The organism is Streptomyces sp. NPDC007907, assembly GCF_042959365.1.
In the GTDB taxonomy this organism is placed as follows: Bacteria; Actinomycetota; Actinomycetes; order Streptomycetales; family Streptomycetaceae; genus Streptomyces; species Streptomyces indiaensis.
In genome coordinates this window covers 166,619-184,265 of record NZ_JBIBKR010000008.1, presented here as the reverse complement: position 1 = coordinate 184,265, position 17,647 = coordinate 166,619, and the positions used below count along the sequence as shown (strand labels likewise).

Annotated in this window: 14 protein-coding genes and 2 pseudogenes; 6 read left to right on the top strand and 10 right to left on the bottom strand. The window is 70.4% G+C overall.

Features of this window, described 5'->3' with window-relative positions:
- Window position 1: 1 nt before the first annotated feature.
- Complete coding sequence (locus ACFZDI_RS30375) at window positions 2-568, bottom strand: YrhB domain-containing protein (RefSeq protein WP_391254791.1); 567 nt, start codon at window positions 566-568, stop codon at window positions 2-4.
- Between the two features lie 291 nt (window positions 569-859).
- Here ACFZDI_RS30375 and ACFZDI_RS30370 point away from each other — a divergent pair, with 291 nt between their 5' ends.
- From ACFZDI_RS30370 to ACFZDI_RS30350, 5 genes and pseudogenes are all read left to right on the top strand, one after another.
- Window positions 860-1,975, top strand: a complete 1,116-nt coding sequence (locus ACFZDI_RS30370) for a family 43 glycosylhydrolase (RefSeq protein WP_391254788.1) — start codon at window positions 860-862, stop codon at window positions 1,973-1,975.
- A gap of 1 nt (window position 1,976) precedes the next feature.
- Window positions 1,977-3,389 carry an RICIN domain-containing protein gene (locus tag ACFZDI_RS30365; protein ID WP_391254785.1) on the top strand — a complete coding sequence of 471 codons (1,413 nt, stop codon included), beginning with the start codon at window positions 1,977-1,979 and terminating at the stop codon, window positions 3,387-3,389.
- Between the two features lie 120 nt (window positions 3,390-3,509).
- A pseudogene (locus ACFZDI_RS30360) lies at window positions 3,510-4,133 on the top strand (carbohydrate esterase); the annotation flags it as partial.
- A gap of 79 nt (window positions 4,134-4,212) precedes the next feature.
- Entirely contained in the window at window positions 4,213-5,895 is a 1,683-nt protein-coding gene (locus ACFZDI_RS30355) for a DUF2264 domain-containing protein (RefSeq protein ID WP_391254783.1), read from the top strand.
- An 84-nt stretch (window positions 5,896-5,979) separates the two neighbouring features.
- Window positions 5,980-6,327, top strand: a pseudogene (locus ACFZDI_RS30350) (isocitrate lyase/phosphoenolpyruvate mutase family protein); the annotation flags it as partial.
- Window positions 6,328-6,411: 84 nt separating this feature from the next.
- Here the strand turns inward: ACFZDI_RS30350 and ACFZDI_RS30345 are convergent.
- From ACFZDI_RS30345 to ACFZDI_RS30310, 8 genes are all read right to left on the bottom strand, one after another.
- Complete coding sequence (locus ACFZDI_RS30345; RefSeq protein ID WP_391254780.1) at window positions 6,412-7,020, bottom strand: WHG domain-containing protein; 609 nt, start codon at window positions 7,018-7,020, stop codon at window positions 6,412-6,414.
- Window positions 7,021-7,129: 109 nt separating this feature from the next.
- Window positions 7,130-7,294: a hypothetical protein gene (locus ACFZDI_RS30340; protein WP_391254777.1), complete on the bottom strand. Its 165-nt coding sequence runs from the start codon at window positions 7,292-7,294 to the stop codon at window positions 7,130-7,132.
- A gap of 128 nt (window positions 7,295-7,422) precedes the next feature.
- Window positions 7,423-10,296, bottom strand: a complete 2,874-nt coding sequence (locus ACFZDI_RS30335) for a glycoside hydrolase family 2 TIM barrel-domain containing protein (protein WP_391254774.1) — start codon at window positions 10,294-10,296, stop codon at window positions 7,423-7,425.
- Window positions 10,297-10,308: 12 nt separating this feature from the next.
- Window positions 10,309-11,190 carry an ABC transporter permease subunit gene (locus ACFZDI_RS30330; protein ID WP_391254771.1) on the bottom strand — a complete coding sequence of 294 codons (882 nt, stop codon included), beginning with the start codon at window positions 11,188-11,190 and terminating at the stop codon, window positions 10,309-10,311.
- A complete protein-coding gene (locus tag ACFZDI_RS30325) occupies window positions 11,187-12,152 on the bottom strand; it encodes a carbohydrate ABC transporter permease (RefSeq protein ID WP_234850309.1) in 966 nt (321 codons plus the stop codon). Before ACFZDI_RS30325 ends, ACFZDI_RS30330 begins: the two co-directional genes overlap by 4 nt.
- 20 nt (window positions 12,153-12,172) lie before the next feature.
- Window positions 12,173-13,435 (bottom strand): extracellular solute-binding protein, encoded by a 1,263-nt coding sequence (locus tag ACFZDI_RS30320; RefSeq protein ID WP_391254767.1) that lies wholly within the window; start codon window positions 13,433-13,435, stop codon window positions 12,173-12,175.
- 218 nt (window positions 13,436-13,653) lie between these two features.
- Complete coding sequence (locus tag ACFZDI_RS30315) at window positions 13,654-14,901, bottom strand: ROK family protein (protein WP_391254765.1); 1,248 nt, start codon at window positions 14,899-14,901, stop codon at window positions 13,654-13,656.
- Between the two features lie 197 nt (window positions 14,902-15,098).
- Window positions 15,099-15,776: an ANTAR domain-containing protein gene (locus ACFZDI_RS30310; RefSeq protein WP_391254762.1), complete on the bottom strand. Its 678-nt coding sequence runs from the start codon at window positions 15,774-15,776 to the stop codon at window positions 15,099-15,101.
- Window positions 15,777-16,002: 226 nt separating this feature from the next.
- Between ACFZDI_RS30310 and ACFZDI_RS30305 the strand changes: the two genes are divergently transcribed.
- A complete protein-coding gene (locus ACFZDI_RS30305; RefSeq protein WP_234850570.1) occupies window positions 16,003-16,350 on the top strand; it encodes a helix-turn-helix domain-containing protein in 348 nt (115 codons plus the stop codon).
- A gap of 19 nt (window positions 16,351-16,369) precedes the next feature.
- Here the strand turns inward: ACFZDI_RS30305 and ACFZDI_RS30300 are convergent, their stop codons facing one another.
- Entirely contained in the window at window positions 16,370-17,626 is a 1,257-nt protein-coding gene (locus tag ACFZDI_RS30300) for a D-arabinono-1,4-lactone oxidase (RefSeq protein ID WP_391254759.1), read from the bottom strand.
- Window positions 17,627-17,647: the final 21 nt, after the last annotated feature.

Genomic DNA, 17,647 nt, shown 5'->3' with positions numbered 1-17,647 from the left:
TTCAGGCCGACCGGGCGGGGTCGCCCCGGCGGACGGTCCGCACGGCGCACACCGGAGCGACGGGCTTGACCAGCTGCTCGACGGCCACCGCCGCAAGAGGGGCGGGGACCTCACCGTCCAGCAAGCCGCCGACGTAGGCGACGGCCTGGGCGGGAGACAGCGCCGGCACCGTCTCGCGCAAGGTGCGCACCGCACGCATCCGGCCGTCTGCGGCGGCAGTTTCGCGGATCTCGTCGTGCAGATCGTCCACGGCGGTCCTCACGGGCAGCCGACGGATGCGTGCGCGGTAGTCACGCTCCCACTGCCCGCCCAGCACGGATACACCGATCTGATGCAGCCCGCCGTCGACACGGTCGACCAGATAGGGGCCGTTGCCGCCGAGCGCGGCGACAGGGCTCCGGGTGCGGAGGCATGCCTCGGACGTCCAGGACACGATCCACACCAATTCGTGCTTTTGGACGGTTGCCACGACCATGCGGCTGAAAACCGTGCCGGCAGCCGACCTGACGGGGTAGGAGCGGTCCAGCTCGGCCTGGACGATGCGAACCGCCTCTTCTCGCTCGATCACACGTGCAGCATCCCCGAAGACACAGCAGCGGGCGAGTCACTTGCGTGCACCCCGCCCGCCCCCTCGCTCCCCCCGCCCGCCCCCGGTTCACCCTGGCCCCGCCCCCTCGGCGGCGCCGGTCTCGCGAGGCCGGTGATCTGGGCTGAGTCGGAAACGGTGAACTACTCGGCTCGTCAGACCCGTTGACCTCCTCGTGGCACACCCTTACCTTTTCGGCGTTCGTAATGACAGATGACGTTCGAGATATCGGACGGCGTGGTGTGTTCCCCCCACCCATGAGAGGCAGGCCGCATGAGCCGCGACCCTGTTCTGCCCGACTCCCCCCGCCGCAGACTGCTGCTGAAGGGCGCCGCAGCCGCCGGCGCCCTGGCCGCCGTCCCCGCCCTCCCCGGTGTCGCCCAGGCGGCACCCACGGCGGACACCGCTGCCGAAGCGCCCGGCAAGAGCCTGAAGCCCGCCCCCGTCGTCAACCCGCTGGTCCGCAACCGCGCCGACCCGCACATCAACCGTCACACGGACGGCTTCTACTACTTCACCGCCACCGCCCCCGAGTACGACCGCATCATCCTGCGCCGTTCCCGCACCCTGAACGGACTCGGCACGGCCGACGAGTCCGTCATCTGGCGCGCCCACGCCACCGGCCCCATGGGCGCCCACATCTGGGCGCCCGAACTGCACCGCATCGGCGGCAAGTGGTACATCTACTTCGCCTCCGCACCCGCCGAGGACGTCTGGGCGATCCGCATCTGGGTGCTGGAGAACGCCCACCCCAACCCCTTCCGCGGCACCTGGGTGGAGCGGGGCCAGATCAAGACGGCGTGGGAAACCTTCTCCCTCGATGCCACCACCTTCAGCCACCGGGGCAAGCGCTACCTCGTCTGGGCCCAGCACGAGCCCGGCCTGGACAACAACACCGGCATCTTCCTGTCCGAGATGGCGAACCCGTGGACCCTGAAGGGCCCGCAGGTGCGGCTGTCCACCCCGGAGTACGACTGGGAGTGCATCGGCTTCAAGGTCAACGAGGGCCCGTACATCCTCAAGCGCAACGGCCGCCTCTTCATGACGTACTCGGCCAGCGCCACCGACTTCCACTACTGCGTGGGCCTGCTGACCGCCGACGCCGACAGCCACCTCCTGGACCCGGTGAGCTGGACCAAGTCGCCGACCCCGGTCTTCACCAGCAACGACACGACCAAGCAGTACGGCCCCGGCCACAACTGCTTCACCGTCGCCGAGGACGGCCGCACCGACGTCCTCGTCTACCACGCCCGCCAGTACAAGGAGATCAACGGCGATCCCCTGAACGACCCCAACCGCCACACCCGTGTCCAGAAACTCGGCTGGAAGCCCGACGGCACCCCCGACTTCGGCATCCCGGTGGCCGACTCGGCAACGGCAGGGGCGTGACATGAGACGGGCCCACGCCGCCCTCCTCGCCCTGTGCCTCGCCCTGTTCGGCACCCTCGCCACCGCCGGGGCCGCCCAGGCCGCGCCCCGGACCGTCACCAACGGCACGCAGTTCACCGACACTTCGGGCAACCCCGTCCACGCGCACGGCGGCGGAGTCCTCAAGGTCGGTTCCTCTTACTACTGGTTCGGCGAGCACCGCAACGCCGACAACACCTTCCGCTACGTCGACGCCTACCGCTCGACCGACCTGAAGAACTGGGAGTTCCGCAACCACGTCCTCACCGAGGCGAGCGACCCGGAACTCGCGACCGCCAACATCGAGCGGCCGAAGGTGATGTACAACGCCGCCACCGGCATGTTCGTGATGTGGATGCACAAGGAGAACGGCACCGACTACAGCGAGGCCCGCGCCGCCGTAGCCGTCTCCGACACCGTCGACGGGAACTACACCTGGAAGGGCAGCTTCCGCCCGCTCGGCCGGCACATGTCCCGGGACATCACGGTCTTCACCGACACCGACGGCGCCGGGTACATGATCTCCGCCGCCCGCGAGAACTACGACCTCCAGATCTACCGCCTCACCGCCGACCACACCGGCGTCGCGAGCCTCCTCGCCAACCCCTGGCCCGGAGGTCAGCGCGAGGCCCCGGCCCTGTTCAAGCGCAACGGCGTGTACTTCATGCTGACCTCGGGCGCCACCGGCTGGAACCCGAACCAGCAGCAGTACGCGACGGCCACCAGCATCGCCGGACCCTGGTCGGCGATGAAGAACGTCGGTGACTCGACGGCGTACGGCTCGCAGACCGCGTTCGTCCTGCCCGTGCAGGGCACCTCGGGTACGTCGTACCTCTACCTCGGCGACCGCTGGGGCAACTCCTTCGGCGGCACCGTCGACGACTCGCGCTACGTGTGGCTGCCGCTGGCCTTCTCCGACGCGACCACCATGTCGATGTCCTGGTCGCCGGAGGTCACGGTCGACACGGCCGCCGGGACCGTCACCGGCACCGGCGCCACGTACAGCACGCTCATCGCCCGCCACTCCTCCAAGTGCGCTGACGTCACCAGCCAGTCGCTCTGGCCCGGGACCCAGATCAAGCAGTACGACTGCAACGGGGGCGCCAACCAGAAGTACTGGTTCAAGTCGGTCGGCAGCGGCTTCTACCAGCTCATGGTCAGGAACAGCAGCCTGTGCGTGCAGGAGAACGCGAGCACGATCACACAGGAGAACTGCGCTTCCTCCGCGACGGGCCAGCAGTGGTCACTGACCACCACCGGCTCGTACGTGCACGTGAAGTCCCGCGCGAGCGGCGGGTGCCTCGACGTGAACGGGGCGTCCACGGCCAACGGCGCCGCACTCATCACGTACACGTGCAACGGCGGCACCAACCAGCAGTGGAAGCTCGCTACTTGACCGGATCAGGCGTGCGAGACCGGCGTGCTCAAGGGACATGGCGTGTGCCGGGAGGAGCCGGGAGTGAGACGTTTCAGCATCGCCGTCGCCGCGGCGGTGGCCCTGGGGACCGCGCTGTCGTCCGCACCCGCCCACGCGGGCGGACGGCACGCGGCCCCGGCCCGGCCCGCCCGCCGGATCCTCCTGATCGGCGACTCCACCGTCTGCGCCAACTACGCCGATTCGGGGGAGAGTACGGTCACCTGTCCGGGGAACCCGCAGCTGTGGGCCACCGTACGGCCCCTGATCCGCCCCGGCGACCCGGTCCTGGTCCAGCTCGCCCACAACGACAAGACCACGGACGAGACCACCTACCGGGCCAACCTGGAAACCCTGGTGGAGGGTGTCCGGGAGCGGGGCGGACAGCCGGTCCTTGTCACTCCCTTCGTGCGGCGCTGGTTCACCACCGACGGCACGCTGAACAACGGAACGGCGCTCCTGGTCGACGGCCTCGGTGTCGACCACCCGGCCGTCATCCGCTCGGTCGCCGCGGCCCGGCGCGTCCCGCTGATCGACCTCACCGCGAAGACCAAGGCGCTGGTCGAATCCCTCGGCGTGGAAGGCTCCACGGCGCTCTACCTCACCCACGAGGCGCGGGACAACACGCACACGTCCGTGCGCGGGGCGACCGCCTACGCGGGCCTCGTCCGCGACGAACTCGTCCCCCGGCATCTGGTGCCCAAGGGCATCCTCCGGGTGGGATGAACCCCTGGGGCGCCCCGACCGGAACCGGGGCGCCTCAGGTCCGATCCGTTCCGACCGGCCTGAGCACGAAAGACACCCGATGCAGCTGCCCCCCGCCGACCGCACGACGTCCCCGATCACCGGTTACACCCGCGCCCACTGGGAGGCGGCGGCCGACTCCCTGCTCACCGCCGTCGAGCCGTACGCCACCGAGGACCGCGCGCTCTACCACCTGCCCGGCGACCGGGCCAGCTGGACGGGCCGCCTCTCCGACGGCCTGGAGGGCTACGCGCGCACCCTGCTGCTTGCCGCCTTCCGCCGCGACGAGAAAGCCCTGGAACGCTACGCGACCGGCCTCGCCGCAGGCGTCTCGGGCGTCTGGCCCCGCATCGAGGACCGCCACCAGTCCCTGGTGGAGGCGGCGTCCATCGCCCTGGCCCTGCGGCTCACCCGCGACCTGCTCTGGGACCGCCTGGACGAGGACGTACGCCATCGGACGGCCGCCTGGCTGTCCGACGCCCTCACGGCCGAACCCTGGCCCTGCAACTGGGAGCTGTTCCCGGTCACCGTGGGCGGCTTCCTGGCCGAGGTCGGCCACGAGCCGGAGGCTTCCCGCGCGGCGATCGACCGGGGCCTGGAACGCATCGAGCAGTGGTACGCCGGCGACGGCTGGTACACCGACGGCGACGGCCGCAAGTACGACTACTACAACGGCTGGGCGATGCACCTCTATCCGGTGCTGCACGCCTGGCTGGAGGGCGACGAGCGACTGCTGGCCCTGTACGGCGGCCGCCTCCACCGGCACCTCGGCGACTACGCCCGGCTGTTCGGCGGCGACGGCGCCCCGATGCACCAGGGCCGCTCCCTGACGTACCGCTTCGCCACGACGGCCCCGCTGTGGCTCGGCGCGCTGACCGGCCGTACGCCCCTGCCGCCCGGCGAGACCCGGCGCCTGGCCTCCGGTGCGCTGAAGTACTTCCTGGACCGGGGCGCGGTGGACGACCGGGGCCTGCTCTCCCTCGGCTGGCACGGCTACGACGAGTCCGTCCTGCAGGGCTACTCCGGCCCGGCCTCCCCCTACTGGGCGAGCAAGGGCTTCCTCGGTCTGCTCCTGCCGCCCGACCACGAGGTCTGGACGGCACCGGAGGAACCGGCCCCCGCCGAACGCGCGGACTTCGTCACCCCCGTCGGACCTCCCAACTGGCTGCTCCAGTCGACCCGTTCCGACGGTGTGGTCCGCCTCCACAACCACGGCAGCGAGGACGTCCGCTACGACCCGTACTACACGCGGCTGGCGTATTCCACCGCGACGACACCCGCGGCCTCGTACGACAACAGCGTCCTGGTCGGCGGCGATCCGAGCCGCACCGGCATCGAACCGCTCGGCGTGGGCGAGGGCTGGGCGGCCTCCCGGCACGACGCGGGCGGGGGAGCGCGGGTGACGAGTGTGGTGCTGGCGCGCGGGGCGGTGGAAGTGCGGGCGCATCTGGTCTCGGGGACGGAGCAGGGCACGGAGGTGCGCGTGACCGGCTGGGCCGCGCCGGAGGGTGCCCGGGCGGAACTGCTGCCCGCGCTCGGCCTCGACGACGACCTCACGGGCGTCACCGCGGGGGACTCCACCCTCTTCGTGGCCCTGGCCAGGCTCACCGCCGAGGCGGATCCGGTTCCGCTGACGGAAACGGTCTCGGTGACCGCTTCCGGGGAGGGGGAGCTGCGGGTGCGCTGGAGCGAGGGGCCTGAGGTGCGGGTCCGGCTGGACGCGTCGGGCGTGCACGTCGACTGAGGTATCCGCCGCGAGCCCGAACGAGTCGGCTGGGGCGGTCGCACTTCGGCCGACGCCGAAGCGAGTCGGGCCTAGCGTGGCGGGATGACCGCAGATCCGCAGCCGCTGCCTTCGTTTTCGCGGTCCCGGTGGGCCGCCACCGCCTTCGCCGCTCTTCACCACGGAGAGGAGCCCCTGCTCCTGCCCAACGCCTGGGACCACGCCTCCGCCCGGGCCCTCGCGGGGCAGGGCTTCCGGGCGGTCGGTACGACGAGCCTTGCCGTCGCCGCGGCGGCCGGTCTGCCCGACGGGGCGGCGGCGACCCGTGAGGAGACGCTGCGGCTGGCCAGGACTCTCGGGTCCGAGCCGTTCCTGTTGTCCGTCGACGCGGAGGCCGGATTCAGCAACTACCCGTACGAAGTGGGTGAGTTCGCATGTGAGTTGTGCGCGATCTGGCCGAGGGCGCCCCGGGTGACGGGTGCCATGGTCCAGGGGCCGGCGCCGAGGGAGTAGCGCTCGGCCATGACACCGGCGGCGTCATGGGGCGGGGTGTGTTCCGCCATCGGAAGTTCCTTCCTCTCCGGGCCAGTTCAACAGAAGCGCGTGCAGGGCGTCGATCGCTCTGTCCCAGGAAACCTGGACGTCCCGGGGCGCGCCGAAGGCACCGGTGGACTCCAGGGCGCAGTAGCCGTGGAAGGTGCTGCGCAGCAGGCGCACGGCGTCGGTGAGGTCGGGTTCTTCCAGGCCGTAGGCGCCGAGCATGCCGTAGGTGACGTCGGCCGTGCGGCGCATCGCGGGGGAGTCGGTGAGGAGTTCCTGGTCGATGCGGATCTGGGTCGCCGCGTACCGGCCGGGGTGTTCCAGGGCGTAGGCGCGGTAGGCGGAGGCGAAGGCGCCGAGCGTGTCCCTGCCGGCTTCCCGCCCCTCGACGGCTTCCGCGATCCGGTCGATCATCTCGCCACCGCAGAGCAGGGCCATACGGGTCCGCAGGTCCCTGAGGCCCCTGAGGTGCGTGTACAAACTGGCGTCCTTCACCCCGAAGCGACGGGCCAGGGCGGAGAGCGTGACGCCTTCGAAGCCGACCTCGTCGGCAAGCTCGACGGCGGCCACGACAAGACGCTCGGGGGTGAGACCGGCTCTGGGCATGGGAGTTCGGGTTACCTCTCGAAGAGAGCCGGGCGGGAGGCGGGGTCCCCCGCACGCACCGGGTGATCGTAGCCGCCGGTGCGCGCACGGCGGTGTCGTATCCCGTCGGTCACGTCAGCCCCCCGGCGACCGCCCGGCCCGTCTCGGAGGCCGTCAGGCAGCGCAGCGGCTGTGGGGGTTTCAGGCCGTCGTCGAGGGACTCGTCGACCACCGCGCCGAAGGTGATGTCGGAGACGGCGTGCTTGGCGACCCCTGCGGACCTCGATGGCGACACTCGACTGACCCACCGGCTTCCTTGCGGTGAACACAGCGGCGGCCGGTCGGCTGGGGGCCGACCGGCCGCGGATGACACTCCGCCAGTGTCGGAATGTCGATCAATCGGCCCATCGATTGATCAGTTTCCTACCTGGTGGACGAGAACACGAACGAGAACTCCGCCGGCTCCGCCTTCAGGAAGTACTGCGGGAGCGGACCCGGACCGCAGGACTGCGAGCCGATGCCGTGCAGCCCGTGGTCGAGGTTGACCCACACCGTGTCGCCGGCCGTGAGGTCGGTGCGGTGCCGGGCGGCGTCGAGCTGCTCGGTCGTCCAGCGCCGTGCCGTGAACCAGAATTCCGGCTCACCCTCGACCCGGAGACCGCCGAGCTCCACCCAGCGCACGTCGGCCCGGGCACCGTTCTCCTGCGGACGGACGTACGGCGTCTGCAGCCCGTCCACGGTCGACCGCCAGCGGCCCACCATGGACGCCGTCGCGGTGTCCGGGTACGCCTCGCCGGGACCGCCGCCGAACCACTCCACCGCGTCGGCCTGCGGCAGCCCGAAGCGCACGCCGAGCCGGGGCAGCGGCACCGTCCAGTCGCCCTCCGGCGTCACCGACACGCTCAGCCGCAGCCGCTCGCCGTCGGACGTCCAGCGGTACACCGTGTCCAGGCCCGCCTCACGGGCGGCGGGCGCCACCCGGGTGCGGACCATCAGCGCGTCGTCGCCGGCCTCGACCGAGACCAGGCGGTGCCGCATCCGGTGCAGGCCCAGCGTGCGCCACAGCACCCCGAAGCGGGTGTCGGTCTGCCATTCGGCGCCGTCGTCGTTGTCGGTCGTCGCCCGCCACACGTCCAGCCGCGGCGTCGCGCCGACCTCCACCCCGCCGATCGACAGCAGCGCACCGGTGCGGGCGTCGAACCGGGCCGGGCCGAGCGTGATCCGGTTCCCCTCCGGCACGGGCCGGTCGGTCGCCGGGAACGAAGGCAACGGCCGCGCCCCCACCGCGAACTGGCCCCAGGCCACCACGTGGCCCTTCGCGGCCCAGGACGTGTCGTCCGCGAGCAGGGCCCGCACCGTCCACTGCCGTTCGCCGCCCCGCCCGTCCGCGGGCGGCTCGGGCAGCTTGACCTCGGCGCTCTCGCCCGGCGCGAGCGCCGGTACCGCGAGCGAACCCGACTCGACGGTCTCGCCGTCCACCTGGCACGACCACTCGAAGGCCAGCGCCGACAGATCGGCGAAGTCCTGCTTGTTGGTGACGTGCACGGTGCCGTTGGCACCGTCGCCCTCGATCCGGACCGGCTCGATGACCTTCTTGTATTCGATCAGCCCCGGCGACGGCGTCCGGTCCGGGAAGACCAGCCCGTCGCACACGAAGTTGCCGTCGTGCAGCTCCTCGCCGAAGTCACCGCCGTAGGCGTAGCCCAGCTCGGCGTGCCGGACGCCGTGGTCGATCCACTCCCAGACGAAACCGCCCTGGAGTCTGTCGTACGTCTCGAACAGCTCCTGGTAGTCGGCGAGGCCGCCCGGGCCGTTGCCCATGGCGTGCGCGTACTCGCACTGGATGAACGGCAGCTCGCGGCGCTTGCGGGTGCCGCCGTCGAGCTGCCGGCCGATCTTCTCGACCTCGTCGTGGAAGGCGTACATCCGCGAGTACACGTCGGTGTCGCGGCAGTTCCAGTCGCCCTCGTAGTGCACCAGCCGCTCGGGGTCGCGGCCGTGGATCCACTCGGCCATGGCGGTCAGGCCGCGTCCGGTGCCGGCCTCGTTGCCCAGCGACCAGAACACGATCGACGGGTGGTTCTTGTCCCGCTCCACCATGCGCGCGGCGCGGTCCAGCAGGGCCGGGGTCCAGCGGTCGTCGTCGACCGGGTTGTCCCGCCAGTCCTGCTCGGTGAAGCCGTGGGTCTCCAGGTCGCACTCGTCGATGACCCACAGGCCGTACTCGTCGCACAGGTCCAGGAAGGCCGGGTGCGGCGGGTAGTGCGAGGTGCGCACGGCGTTGAGGTTGTGCCGCTTCATCAGCAGCACGTCCTCGCGCATGGTCTCCAGGTCCAGGGCACGGCCCTTCTCGGGGTGCCACTCGTGCCGGTTGACGCCCCTGAACAGGATCGCCTTGCCGTTGACCTTGATCAGCCCGTCCTCGAGGGCGACCGTGCGGAAACCGATCCGCAGCGGCACCCGCTCCCCGTCCGTGGCCAGTGCCCCGTCGTACAGTCTCGGCGTCTCCGCGGTCCACGGTTCGACGGCGACCGTGACCGGCTCACCGGTCGCGACATCGATGTCCAGGGCGGGTACGGTCACCCGCCCGGCGACGTCGGAGTCGACGCGCAGGGTGCCCTCGCCGGTGGCGTGGTCGTAGGAGGCGTGCACGAAGAAGTCGCCGACGCCGCCCGCCGGGCGGTGCAGCAGCGTCACGTCACGGAAGATGCCCGGCAGCCACCACTGGTCCTGGTCCTCCAGGTACGACCCGGCCGACCACTGGTGCACCCGCACCGCCAGCACGTTGCGGCCCGGCTTCAGCAGCTCGCCGACCGCGAACTCGTGCGCGAGGCGGGAGCCCTTGAACTCGCCGAGCTCCGTGCCGTTCAGCCAGACCCGGGCGCAGGACTCGACGCCGTCGAAGCGCAGCACCGCCCCGCCGTCCGACGGCCAGTCGGACGGCAGGTCGAAGACGCGCAGGTGGTCACCGGTCGGGTTCTCCGTCGGGACGTAGGGCGGGTCCACCGGGAAGGGATAGAGGTGGTTGGTGTAGATCGGGGAGCCGAACGCCCCGTCGCCCTGAAGGACCCAGTGCCCGGGGACCGTGACCTCGGCCCAGGTCCCGGCGTCGTGGCCCTCTTCGGCGAACGAGTCGTCCTCGGCGCCGGCGGTGGCCGAGAGCCGGAAGCGCCAGCGGCCGTTCAGCGACAGGGACCGCGCGTCCGAGGACGCGTACCAGGCGCGGGGCGGCAGGACACCGCTGCCCGGCGAGACGTCCTCGACGTAGTCGACGGATGGGGTCGTGCGCAATGACATCGGTCTCCTAGCTCAGCCCTTGATGCCGGTCTGTGCGATCCCCTGCACCAGCCAGCGCTGGAGGAAGAGGAAGACGAGGACCAAGGGCAGGATCGAGATGGCGGTGGCCATGAAGATCAGGTGGTAGTTGACGGTCTGGTTCGTCATGTACGACGACAGCGCCACCTGGACTGTCCAGGCACTCGGATCCTGTCCGATGACCAGGGGCCAGAGGAAGGCGTTCCAGCCGTTGATGAAGGTGATCGTGGCGATGGCCGCGAAGAAGTTCAGCGAGTTGGGTACGACGATCCGCCAGTACGCGCCCCAGTAGCCGAGCCCGTCCACCCGCGCCGCCTCCTCGAGCTCCTTCGGGAACCCCAGGAAGTACTGCCGGAACAGGAAGCAGGTGAAACCACTGAAGAGGCCCGGGATGATCAGCCCCCGGTAACTGTCGACCCATCCGAGGGACGAGACCAGCACGAAGCTCGGCACGAAGGTGACCGCCGTGGGAACCATCAGGGTCACCAGGACGGCGTAGAACACCGTGTTGGCGTGCTTGTACGGGATGCGGGCGAGGCCGTATCCGGCCATCGAGCAGACCAGCAGGATTCCGGCCGTGTGGAGGACGGCGACGACCACGGAGTTCCACAGGGACTGCGCGAAGTCGACGGTGACGTCGTCGAACGGCTCGGTGATGTTGCCCCACTGGATGGACGTGGGGAACCACTTCCACGTCTCGCCCGTGATCTCCGGGTCCGTCATCAGCGCGTTGCGGACGATCAGATAGAAGGGGATCAGGAAGAGGAGGGCGGCGACGCCGGTCGCGATGTACAGACCGGTGCTGCCCATGACGCCGCCGCGCCTGGCCTTGGCCGGTTTCGTCGCCTTGGTGATGTCGGGTGCCGTGGTGGTCACTTGGACTCCTCACCCCTTCCGAAGCCCATGATCTTGCCCTGGAGCAGGGTGACGACGCAGATGAGCAGGGTCAGCACGACCGCGCCCGCGCTGCCCGCGCCGTAGTTCTGGTTCTGGCCGAGGGCCATCTTGTAGAGCTCGACCAGCGGGGGCTGGCCCCACGTGGCCTTGCCCAGCAGGTTGAAGAACTCGTCAAAGGCCTGGTACGCGGCGACCAGCAGGAGCAGGATCACCGCGGTGGAGGTGGCCCTGAGCTGGGGCAGGGTGATGTGCCGGAAGGTCTGCCAGCCCGGCTTGGCGCCGTCGATGGAGGCGGCCTCGTACAGCTCCCGCGGGATGTTCTGCAGCGCCGCGATGAACAGGATCATGTAGAAGCCCGACTGGAGCCAGAGTCGGACGGTCACGATGACCAGCCAGTACCAGGGCGGATCGGGGTTGGCCAGCCAGGCGATGTTGTCGACGCCGAACCAGCCGAGGACGGTGTTGGCCAGACCGAAGCGCACGCCGTTGAAGAGGGACATCTTCCAGATCAGCGCGGCGGCGACATAGCTGACCGCGGTCGGCAGGAAGAACACCGACCGGAAGAACGCCCGCATGAACCGCAGCCGGTTGACCAGCAGCGCGAGACCCAGCGAGAGGGCCCAGGTGGCGGGCACGATGAACGCGGCGAACACAGTGAACGTGACCAGTGAGTTCCGGAAGTTCGCGTCCGTCAGGATCTGCTGGTAGTTGTCGAAGCCGACGAACTCGCTCGGCGTCACGGTGAAGCGCGCCTCGAAGAAGCTGAGCCAGATGCTCCAGCCGATCGGCACGAAGACGAAGATGATCAGGCCGATCAGGAACGGCCCTGTGAACAGCCAGAAGTTGAAGGTGCTGCTCGCCCTCAGGCTCCGCCGCGGCCGAGGCCGGGAGACCTTGGCCGGGGCGGGCTGGGCGACCCCGCGCGTAGTGGTGGTCGACATGTCGAGATCCGTCCGGTGGTCTATCCGAAGAGCTTCTTGAGTTCGGCGTCGACCTTCTTCTCACAGGCGTCGAGCTGGGCCTTCGGGTCACCGTCCTTGCGGACGGTGTTGGCGATCACGTCCCAGAACGCGGCGATCATGGCCTGGGTCCAGCCGATGTTGTCGAAGTGACCGAACTCGTTGAAGAGCTTGACGCCCTCGGCCGGCAGACCGGACTTCAGCTTGGTGGCGGACTGGGCGAGCGAGGTGCGCGGCGGGATGTGGAAGCCGTAGGAGGTGGCGAAGTCCTCCTGGTACTTCTTCTGGTCGATCCACAGCCACTTGACGTATTCCTTGGCCGCCTCGACGTTCTTGCTCTTGGCGTTGACGAACATCGACCAGCCGCCGTTGTAGACCGACTGCTTGCCGGCCGAACCGACCTTCGGGAAGGGGAAGATGCCGATGTCGTCGCCGAGCGCCTTCTGCATGGCGGGCATGGCCCACATGCCGCACCATTGGATCGCGGTCAGGCCCTGGATGAGGGCCGACGGGTCCCACGAGTCGGCGGGGGCGTCGAGCAGCAGGTTGCCACTGGTGAAGAGGCCACGCAGCTGCTTGAGGCCGTCGGCGACGGCGTTGGTGTTGAAGGCGGGCTTGTTGTCCGCGGTGAGGGTGTCGGCGCCGGCCGACCAGATCAGCGGGCGGTCGATCGAGGTCAGGTCGTTGCCGAGGAAGATGCCCTTGACCTTGCTGGTGGTCAGCTTGTCGGCGGCCTCGATCAGCTCTTCCAGCGTGGTCGGCACCTCGACTCCGGCCTTCTTGAACAGCGAGGGCCGGTAGAAGAGGAACTGCGGGTCGTCGATCATCCGGACGCCGTATATCTTGCCGTCGACCGTGTGCGACGTGATGTCGGCCTGGTTGAAGTCGTCCTTGACCGGCTCGATGATGTCGGTCAGATCGGCCACCTGACCGCTCTTGACGAGCTGGATCTGCGGGTGGAACTCGAAGACGTCGGGCGCGTTCTTGGTGAGCAGCGCGGCGAAGAGCTTCTGTTCGTAGTTGTTGCCGGTGATCCACTGCGTGGTGACGCCGGCGTCCTTGTACGCCTTCGCGTACCGCTTGAGCGCCTGCTCGACACCGGCCTCGCCGTACGCGTGGAAGTACTGGACGAGGCCGTCGCCGGACCCCCCGCCGCTGCGTCCGGTGTTGCTGCCGCACGCGGCGAGTCCGCCGGCGGCGGCCAGGCCCATCGCGGCCCGCAGTACGTTCCGGCGGTCCCAGTTCATGTTGCTCGATGCCGACATGCTGACGTCCTTGTCTCGAGTACGGCTGCGGCTCTGCGGCTCAGTGCCTGATGGCCCACGGCCCGTGGGCGCGCGCCAGGTGGCTCAAAGAGAGGTGCGGTGCGGGACGCTAGAGCTTCGGCTAAGGCTTCGGCAAGGGGTTGGACGAAGTCTGTACGAAGCGTTGTGCGCGGTTCGCCATTTCGAACACGCGGGCGGAGCGGAGGAGTTGGTTCCCGCTACGAGGGCGGGGTGGTGGTACGGCTCCTCACGGGGGTCGCGCGTTTGCCGCTCTTCTGCCCGACGGTCTGCAGCGCGCCTTCGAGCGCGAACGTCGCCGCGCCGAGGCACACCGGGTCGGTGGGGATCGGGGAGAGCACGACCTGCGTGGCGGCCAGCGGCCGTGGCAGCGCGTGCCGGGTCACGGCCTCGCGCACCTCGTGCAGCAGCGGCTCGCCCAGGGCGCGGGCGACCCAGCTGCTCAGCACGACGATCTCGGGGTTGAACAGGTTGACCAGGTCCGCGACGCCGGCGCCCAGATAGCGGGCGGTCTCGTGGACGACCCGGCGCGCCACGGGATCGTCCGCCGCGACCCCGCGGGCCAGGGCGTCGATGGTCGCGGTCTGGTCCTCGGCGTGCAGCAGCGCGCTGCCGGGGTCGAGTTCGCGCAGGTTCAGCATGATGCCGCGCGCGCCGACGTACGTCTCCACGCATCCGTGGTTGCCGCAGCGGCACGGGCGCCCGTCCAGCACCATCGTGGTGTGGCCCCATTCGCCGGCGCTGTTGCTGACCCCCCGGTGCAGTCCGCCGCCCAGGACGAGGCCGGCGCCCACGCCGGTGCCCAGGTTGACCACCACCGCGTTCCCGCGTCCGCGCGCGGCCCCGAACCACAGCTCGGCGACCGCGCTGGCGCGCAGCGGGTTGTCCAGGTACAGCGGATAGGCGATGTGCTCGGTGAGCAGGTCCAGGAGCGGTACGTCGTGCCAGTCCCAGTTCGGCGCGTACTCGGAGATGCCGGTCGCGCGGTCGACCTGCCCCGGCACGCTCACCCCGACCCCCAGCACCCGGGCGCCCTCGATGCCGGCCTGGGTGACGACCGAGCCGACGGCTGCGGCCACATGGCCGACCACGTGCTCGGGCAGGCTCTCACCGGGCCGGACGTCCTCCTCGGCGCGGGCCAGCACGTTCAGTCCGAGGTCGAACAGCTCTACGTGGACGTACGTCTCGGCGATGTCGACGCCGATCAGCGCGCCGCCGGAGGTGTTGACCGCGACCAGGCCCCGGGGACGGCCGCCGGCCGAGTCCTCGAAGCCGACCTCGGTGATCATGCGCAGGTCGAGCAGCTCGCCGACGAGGGTGGCGACCGTCGCGAGGCTGAGGCCGGTGGCCGCTGCCAGCTCCTGCCGGGAGGTGGGTGACTCCGCGATGATCTGGCGCAGCACCTCGTAGCGGTTCGCGGTGCGGATGTCACGTGAGGTGCGCTTCACCGGGGTGCCCCATTCCTTCCCAGACCGGCCGGGCCGGGGCGAGTCGGCACCGGCGCGGCGCAAGGCTATGGGCTGCCGGGACTTTCGACAAGGGGTTTGGAAATGGGCTGTATAAAGTGCACGCCTGGTGAGGGCGGCGGTGGCCGGTCATGGCTCGCCCATCATGCCTCAGTGCGGGGCCGACGGCCCCCGGGGTGTCATTCCCACTCTGCAGCGGCGGGAGCACGGGCGGGACGGGCCGGCGCCTCGCCCGGGCGGCTCGCGTCGGCGACCGCGGCGGACAGCTGTCGCCGCACCTGCTCCGGCAGTGTCGTGCCGCCTACGGTGCCCACCAGGTCCCGGGCCAGGTCGTGCAGTTTGGTGTTGGTGTTCTGCGAGGTCCTGACCAGTACGCTCCAGGCCGCCTCGGGGGTCAGGCCGAAGGAGGCCATCAGGATCCCGCGGGCCAGGTCGATGGTGGGCCGGGTCTGCATGGCGCGGCGCAGCTGGGTGACTTCGGCCCGCAGGTCCTGGCCGTCCTCCCGGGGCGGGGCCGTGCCGGACGGGGCCGGGGGTGCGGCGGCCTCCGCGGGGCGGGAGTCCGTGAACAGCTCCCGGGTGCCGGTCAGGTCGAGAACGCGGTCGACCGCGACGCCGCAGGACCGGACGGTGACCGACTTGCCCTGGCCGACGGCGCGATCGTGCAGGTCCAGCAGGCAGGCGAGGCCGGAGCAGTCGCAGAATCCGACCGCGTCCAGACGCAGGTCGATTCCGCCGCCCGACAGGGTGAGCAGGTCGTACAGCTCGGGCAGCAACCGGCGGCTGCCCAGGTCCAGTTCACCCCACATCGTCACGGTCATCCGGTCGCCGTCCGGAACGACGTCCATGGTCGCCATGCAGGGCGGGATCTCCGCCGTCGCATGGTCGGTGGCCGCGGGTGCGGCGTCTTCCGGTGGGTGAGACCGCGCAGAGTACGCAGGCTCCGGCATGGCTCTGTTCTCCCTCTTCCGTTCGCCCTGCCTCCGCTTCCAGCGTTGCCTCCTACCCCATGCACGTCAACCAATACATGAAACGCCGTACGTGTTTTTGGGTGCGTGAATATTCTGTCGCTAGAGTTGGGGCATGGATGGAGTGCCCGAGCCACACACCGGATGGACGTTCTTCACCAACCACGCCCGCGTGCTGGCCGCCATTGCCGACAATCACAGTGCCCGTATCCGGGACATCGCCGCTCACTGCCGGCTCACCGAGCGAGCCGTGCAGAAGATCATCGCCGACCTGGAGCAGGACGGGTACCTCTCCCACACCCGGGAGGGACGCACCAACACGTACCGGATCGACCCCGGCAAGGTGCTGCGCCACCCCGCCGAGGCGGGACTGACCGTGGCGTCCCTGATGTCCCTGCTCGTCAAGGACGAGGCCGACCGCGCCACGACCTCCGCCCCCCGCGGCACTCAGCCCGCTACCTGACCGTCCGGCCCCCGTCCGTCTACGCCCGCGCGAGCACCTCCCGCACGAAGGTGTTGGCGAACTTCCCGCTCGGGTCGAGCTCCTGCGTCAGTGACCGGAAGTCATCGAGGCGCGGGTACGACGCACGCAGGGCGGGAGCGGGCAGGGTGAACACCTTCCCCCAGTGCGGGCGGGCCCCGAAGGGTGCCAGCGCCGCCTCGACCCGCCGCACCACCGGCAGCACCGCCCGCGTGTCCTCGATCCAGGTGAAGTGCGCTGCGACGGTGTCCCGCCCGTAGGACGGGCTCAGCCACTGGTCGTCGCCGGCGACGGTGCGCACCTCGCAGGTCTGCAGGACGGGCGCGACGCTCTCCCGGATCGCGTCGAGCGCGTGCAGCATCTCCACGGCGCGCCCGCGCGGCAGCAGGTACTCCGACTGCAGCTCCGCCCCGCTGCTCGGGACGAACTCCGCCCGGAAGTGCGGCAGCCGCTGGTGCCACGGCCCCGGAACACCGAACTGCTCGGTGCAGTTGACCGCCGGCATGCCCGGCACCGGGTGCATCTTCTCCGTCGCGGGTGCGGCCCAAGGGAACGCGGGCAGCGGCTGGTCCGTGCGCCGCTTGAGCCACACCTGCCCGAAGCCCGGCTCGCGCCAGTCGGTGAACAGGCTGACGCTGTACCCCGTCGCCATCACCGTCTCGAACACCCCGGAGTCCAGGCCCTCCAGGGGCAGCCCGGTGAAGACATGCTGCTCGACCTCGTACGCCGGCTCCAGATCCAGGGTGAGCGCGGTGACGACGCCGAGCGCGCCCAGTGCGGTGACGGCCCCGCCGAACCGCTCCTCGTCCCGCCCCAGGGTCACCACCGAGCCGTCGGCCGTGACCAGTTCGACCTCGCGCACGGACACGGAGAGCGGGCCGTTGAGCACCCCCGAGCCGTGTGTGCCGGTCGCGACCGACCCGGCCACCGAGATGTGCGGCAGGGACGCCATGTTGTGCAGCGCCAGCCCCTGCCCGTGCACCCGGCGGGCCAGTTCCGCGTAGCGCACACCGCCGCCGACCCGGACCGTGCGGGCCACCGTGTCGATCTCCACCTCGGGGGGCAGGTCCGCCAGCGACAGCAGGACGCCCTCGGGGCCCGGCTCGGCGATCTCGTTGAACGAGTGCCCGCTGCCCAGGACCCGCACCCGGTCGCTCCGCGCGACGAGCGCGCGCACCGCGGCCGGCGAGCCGGGCCGGTGCATTTCCTTCGCCGCGTAGGTGATGTTGCCCGCCCAGTTGGTCACGGTCCCGTTCATCCGACGTCCTTCCCCGAGGCG

What these genes read in the sequence shown, in the direction of transcription:
- ACFZDI_RS30310 (WP_391254762.1), bottom strand. Translation starts at nt 15,776, where the DNA reads ATGGCGACCATGGACGTCGTTCCGGACGGCGACCGGATGACCGTGACG.
- ACFZDI_RS30365 (WP_391254785.1), top strand. Translation starts at nt 1,977, where the DNA reads ATGAGACGGGCCCACGCCGCCCTCCTCGCCCTGTGCCTCGCCCTGTTC.
- ACFZDI_RS30305 (WP_234850570.1), top strand. Translation starts at nt 16,003, where the DNA reads ATGGATGGAGTGCCCGAGCCACACACCGGATGGACGTTCTTCACCAAC.
- ACFZDI_RS30320 (WP_391254767.1), bottom strand. Translation starts at nt 13,435, where the DNA reads ATGTCGGCATCGAGCAACATGAACTGGGACCGCCGGAACGTACTGCGG.
- ACFZDI_RS30370 (WP_391254788.1), top strand. Translation starts at nt 860, where the DNA reads ATGAGCCGCGACCCTGTTCTGCCCGACTCCCCCCGCCGCAGACTGCTG.
- ACFZDI_RS30355 (WP_391254783.1), top strand. Translation starts at nt 4,213, where the DNA reads ATGCAGCTGCCCCCCGCCGACCGCACGACGTCCCCGATCACCGGTTAC.
- ACFZDI_RS30300 (WP_391254759.1), bottom strand. Translation starts at nt 17,626, where the DNA reads ATGAACGGGACCGTGACCAACTGGGCGGGCAACATCACCTACGCGGCG.
- ACFZDI_RS30345 (WP_391254780.1), bottom strand. Translation starts at nt 7,020, where the DNA reads ATGCCCAGAGCCGGTCTCACCCCCGAGCGTCTTGTCGTGGCCGCCGTC.
- ACFZDI_RS30335 (WP_391254774.1), bottom strand. Translation starts at nt 10,296, where the DNA reads ATGTCATTGCGCACGACCCCATCCGTCGACTACGTCGAGGACGTCTCG.
- ACFZDI_RS30325 (WP_234850309.1), bottom strand. Translation starts at nt 12,152, where the DNA reads ATGTCGACCACCACTACGCGCGGGGTCGCCCAGCCCGCCCCGGCCAAG.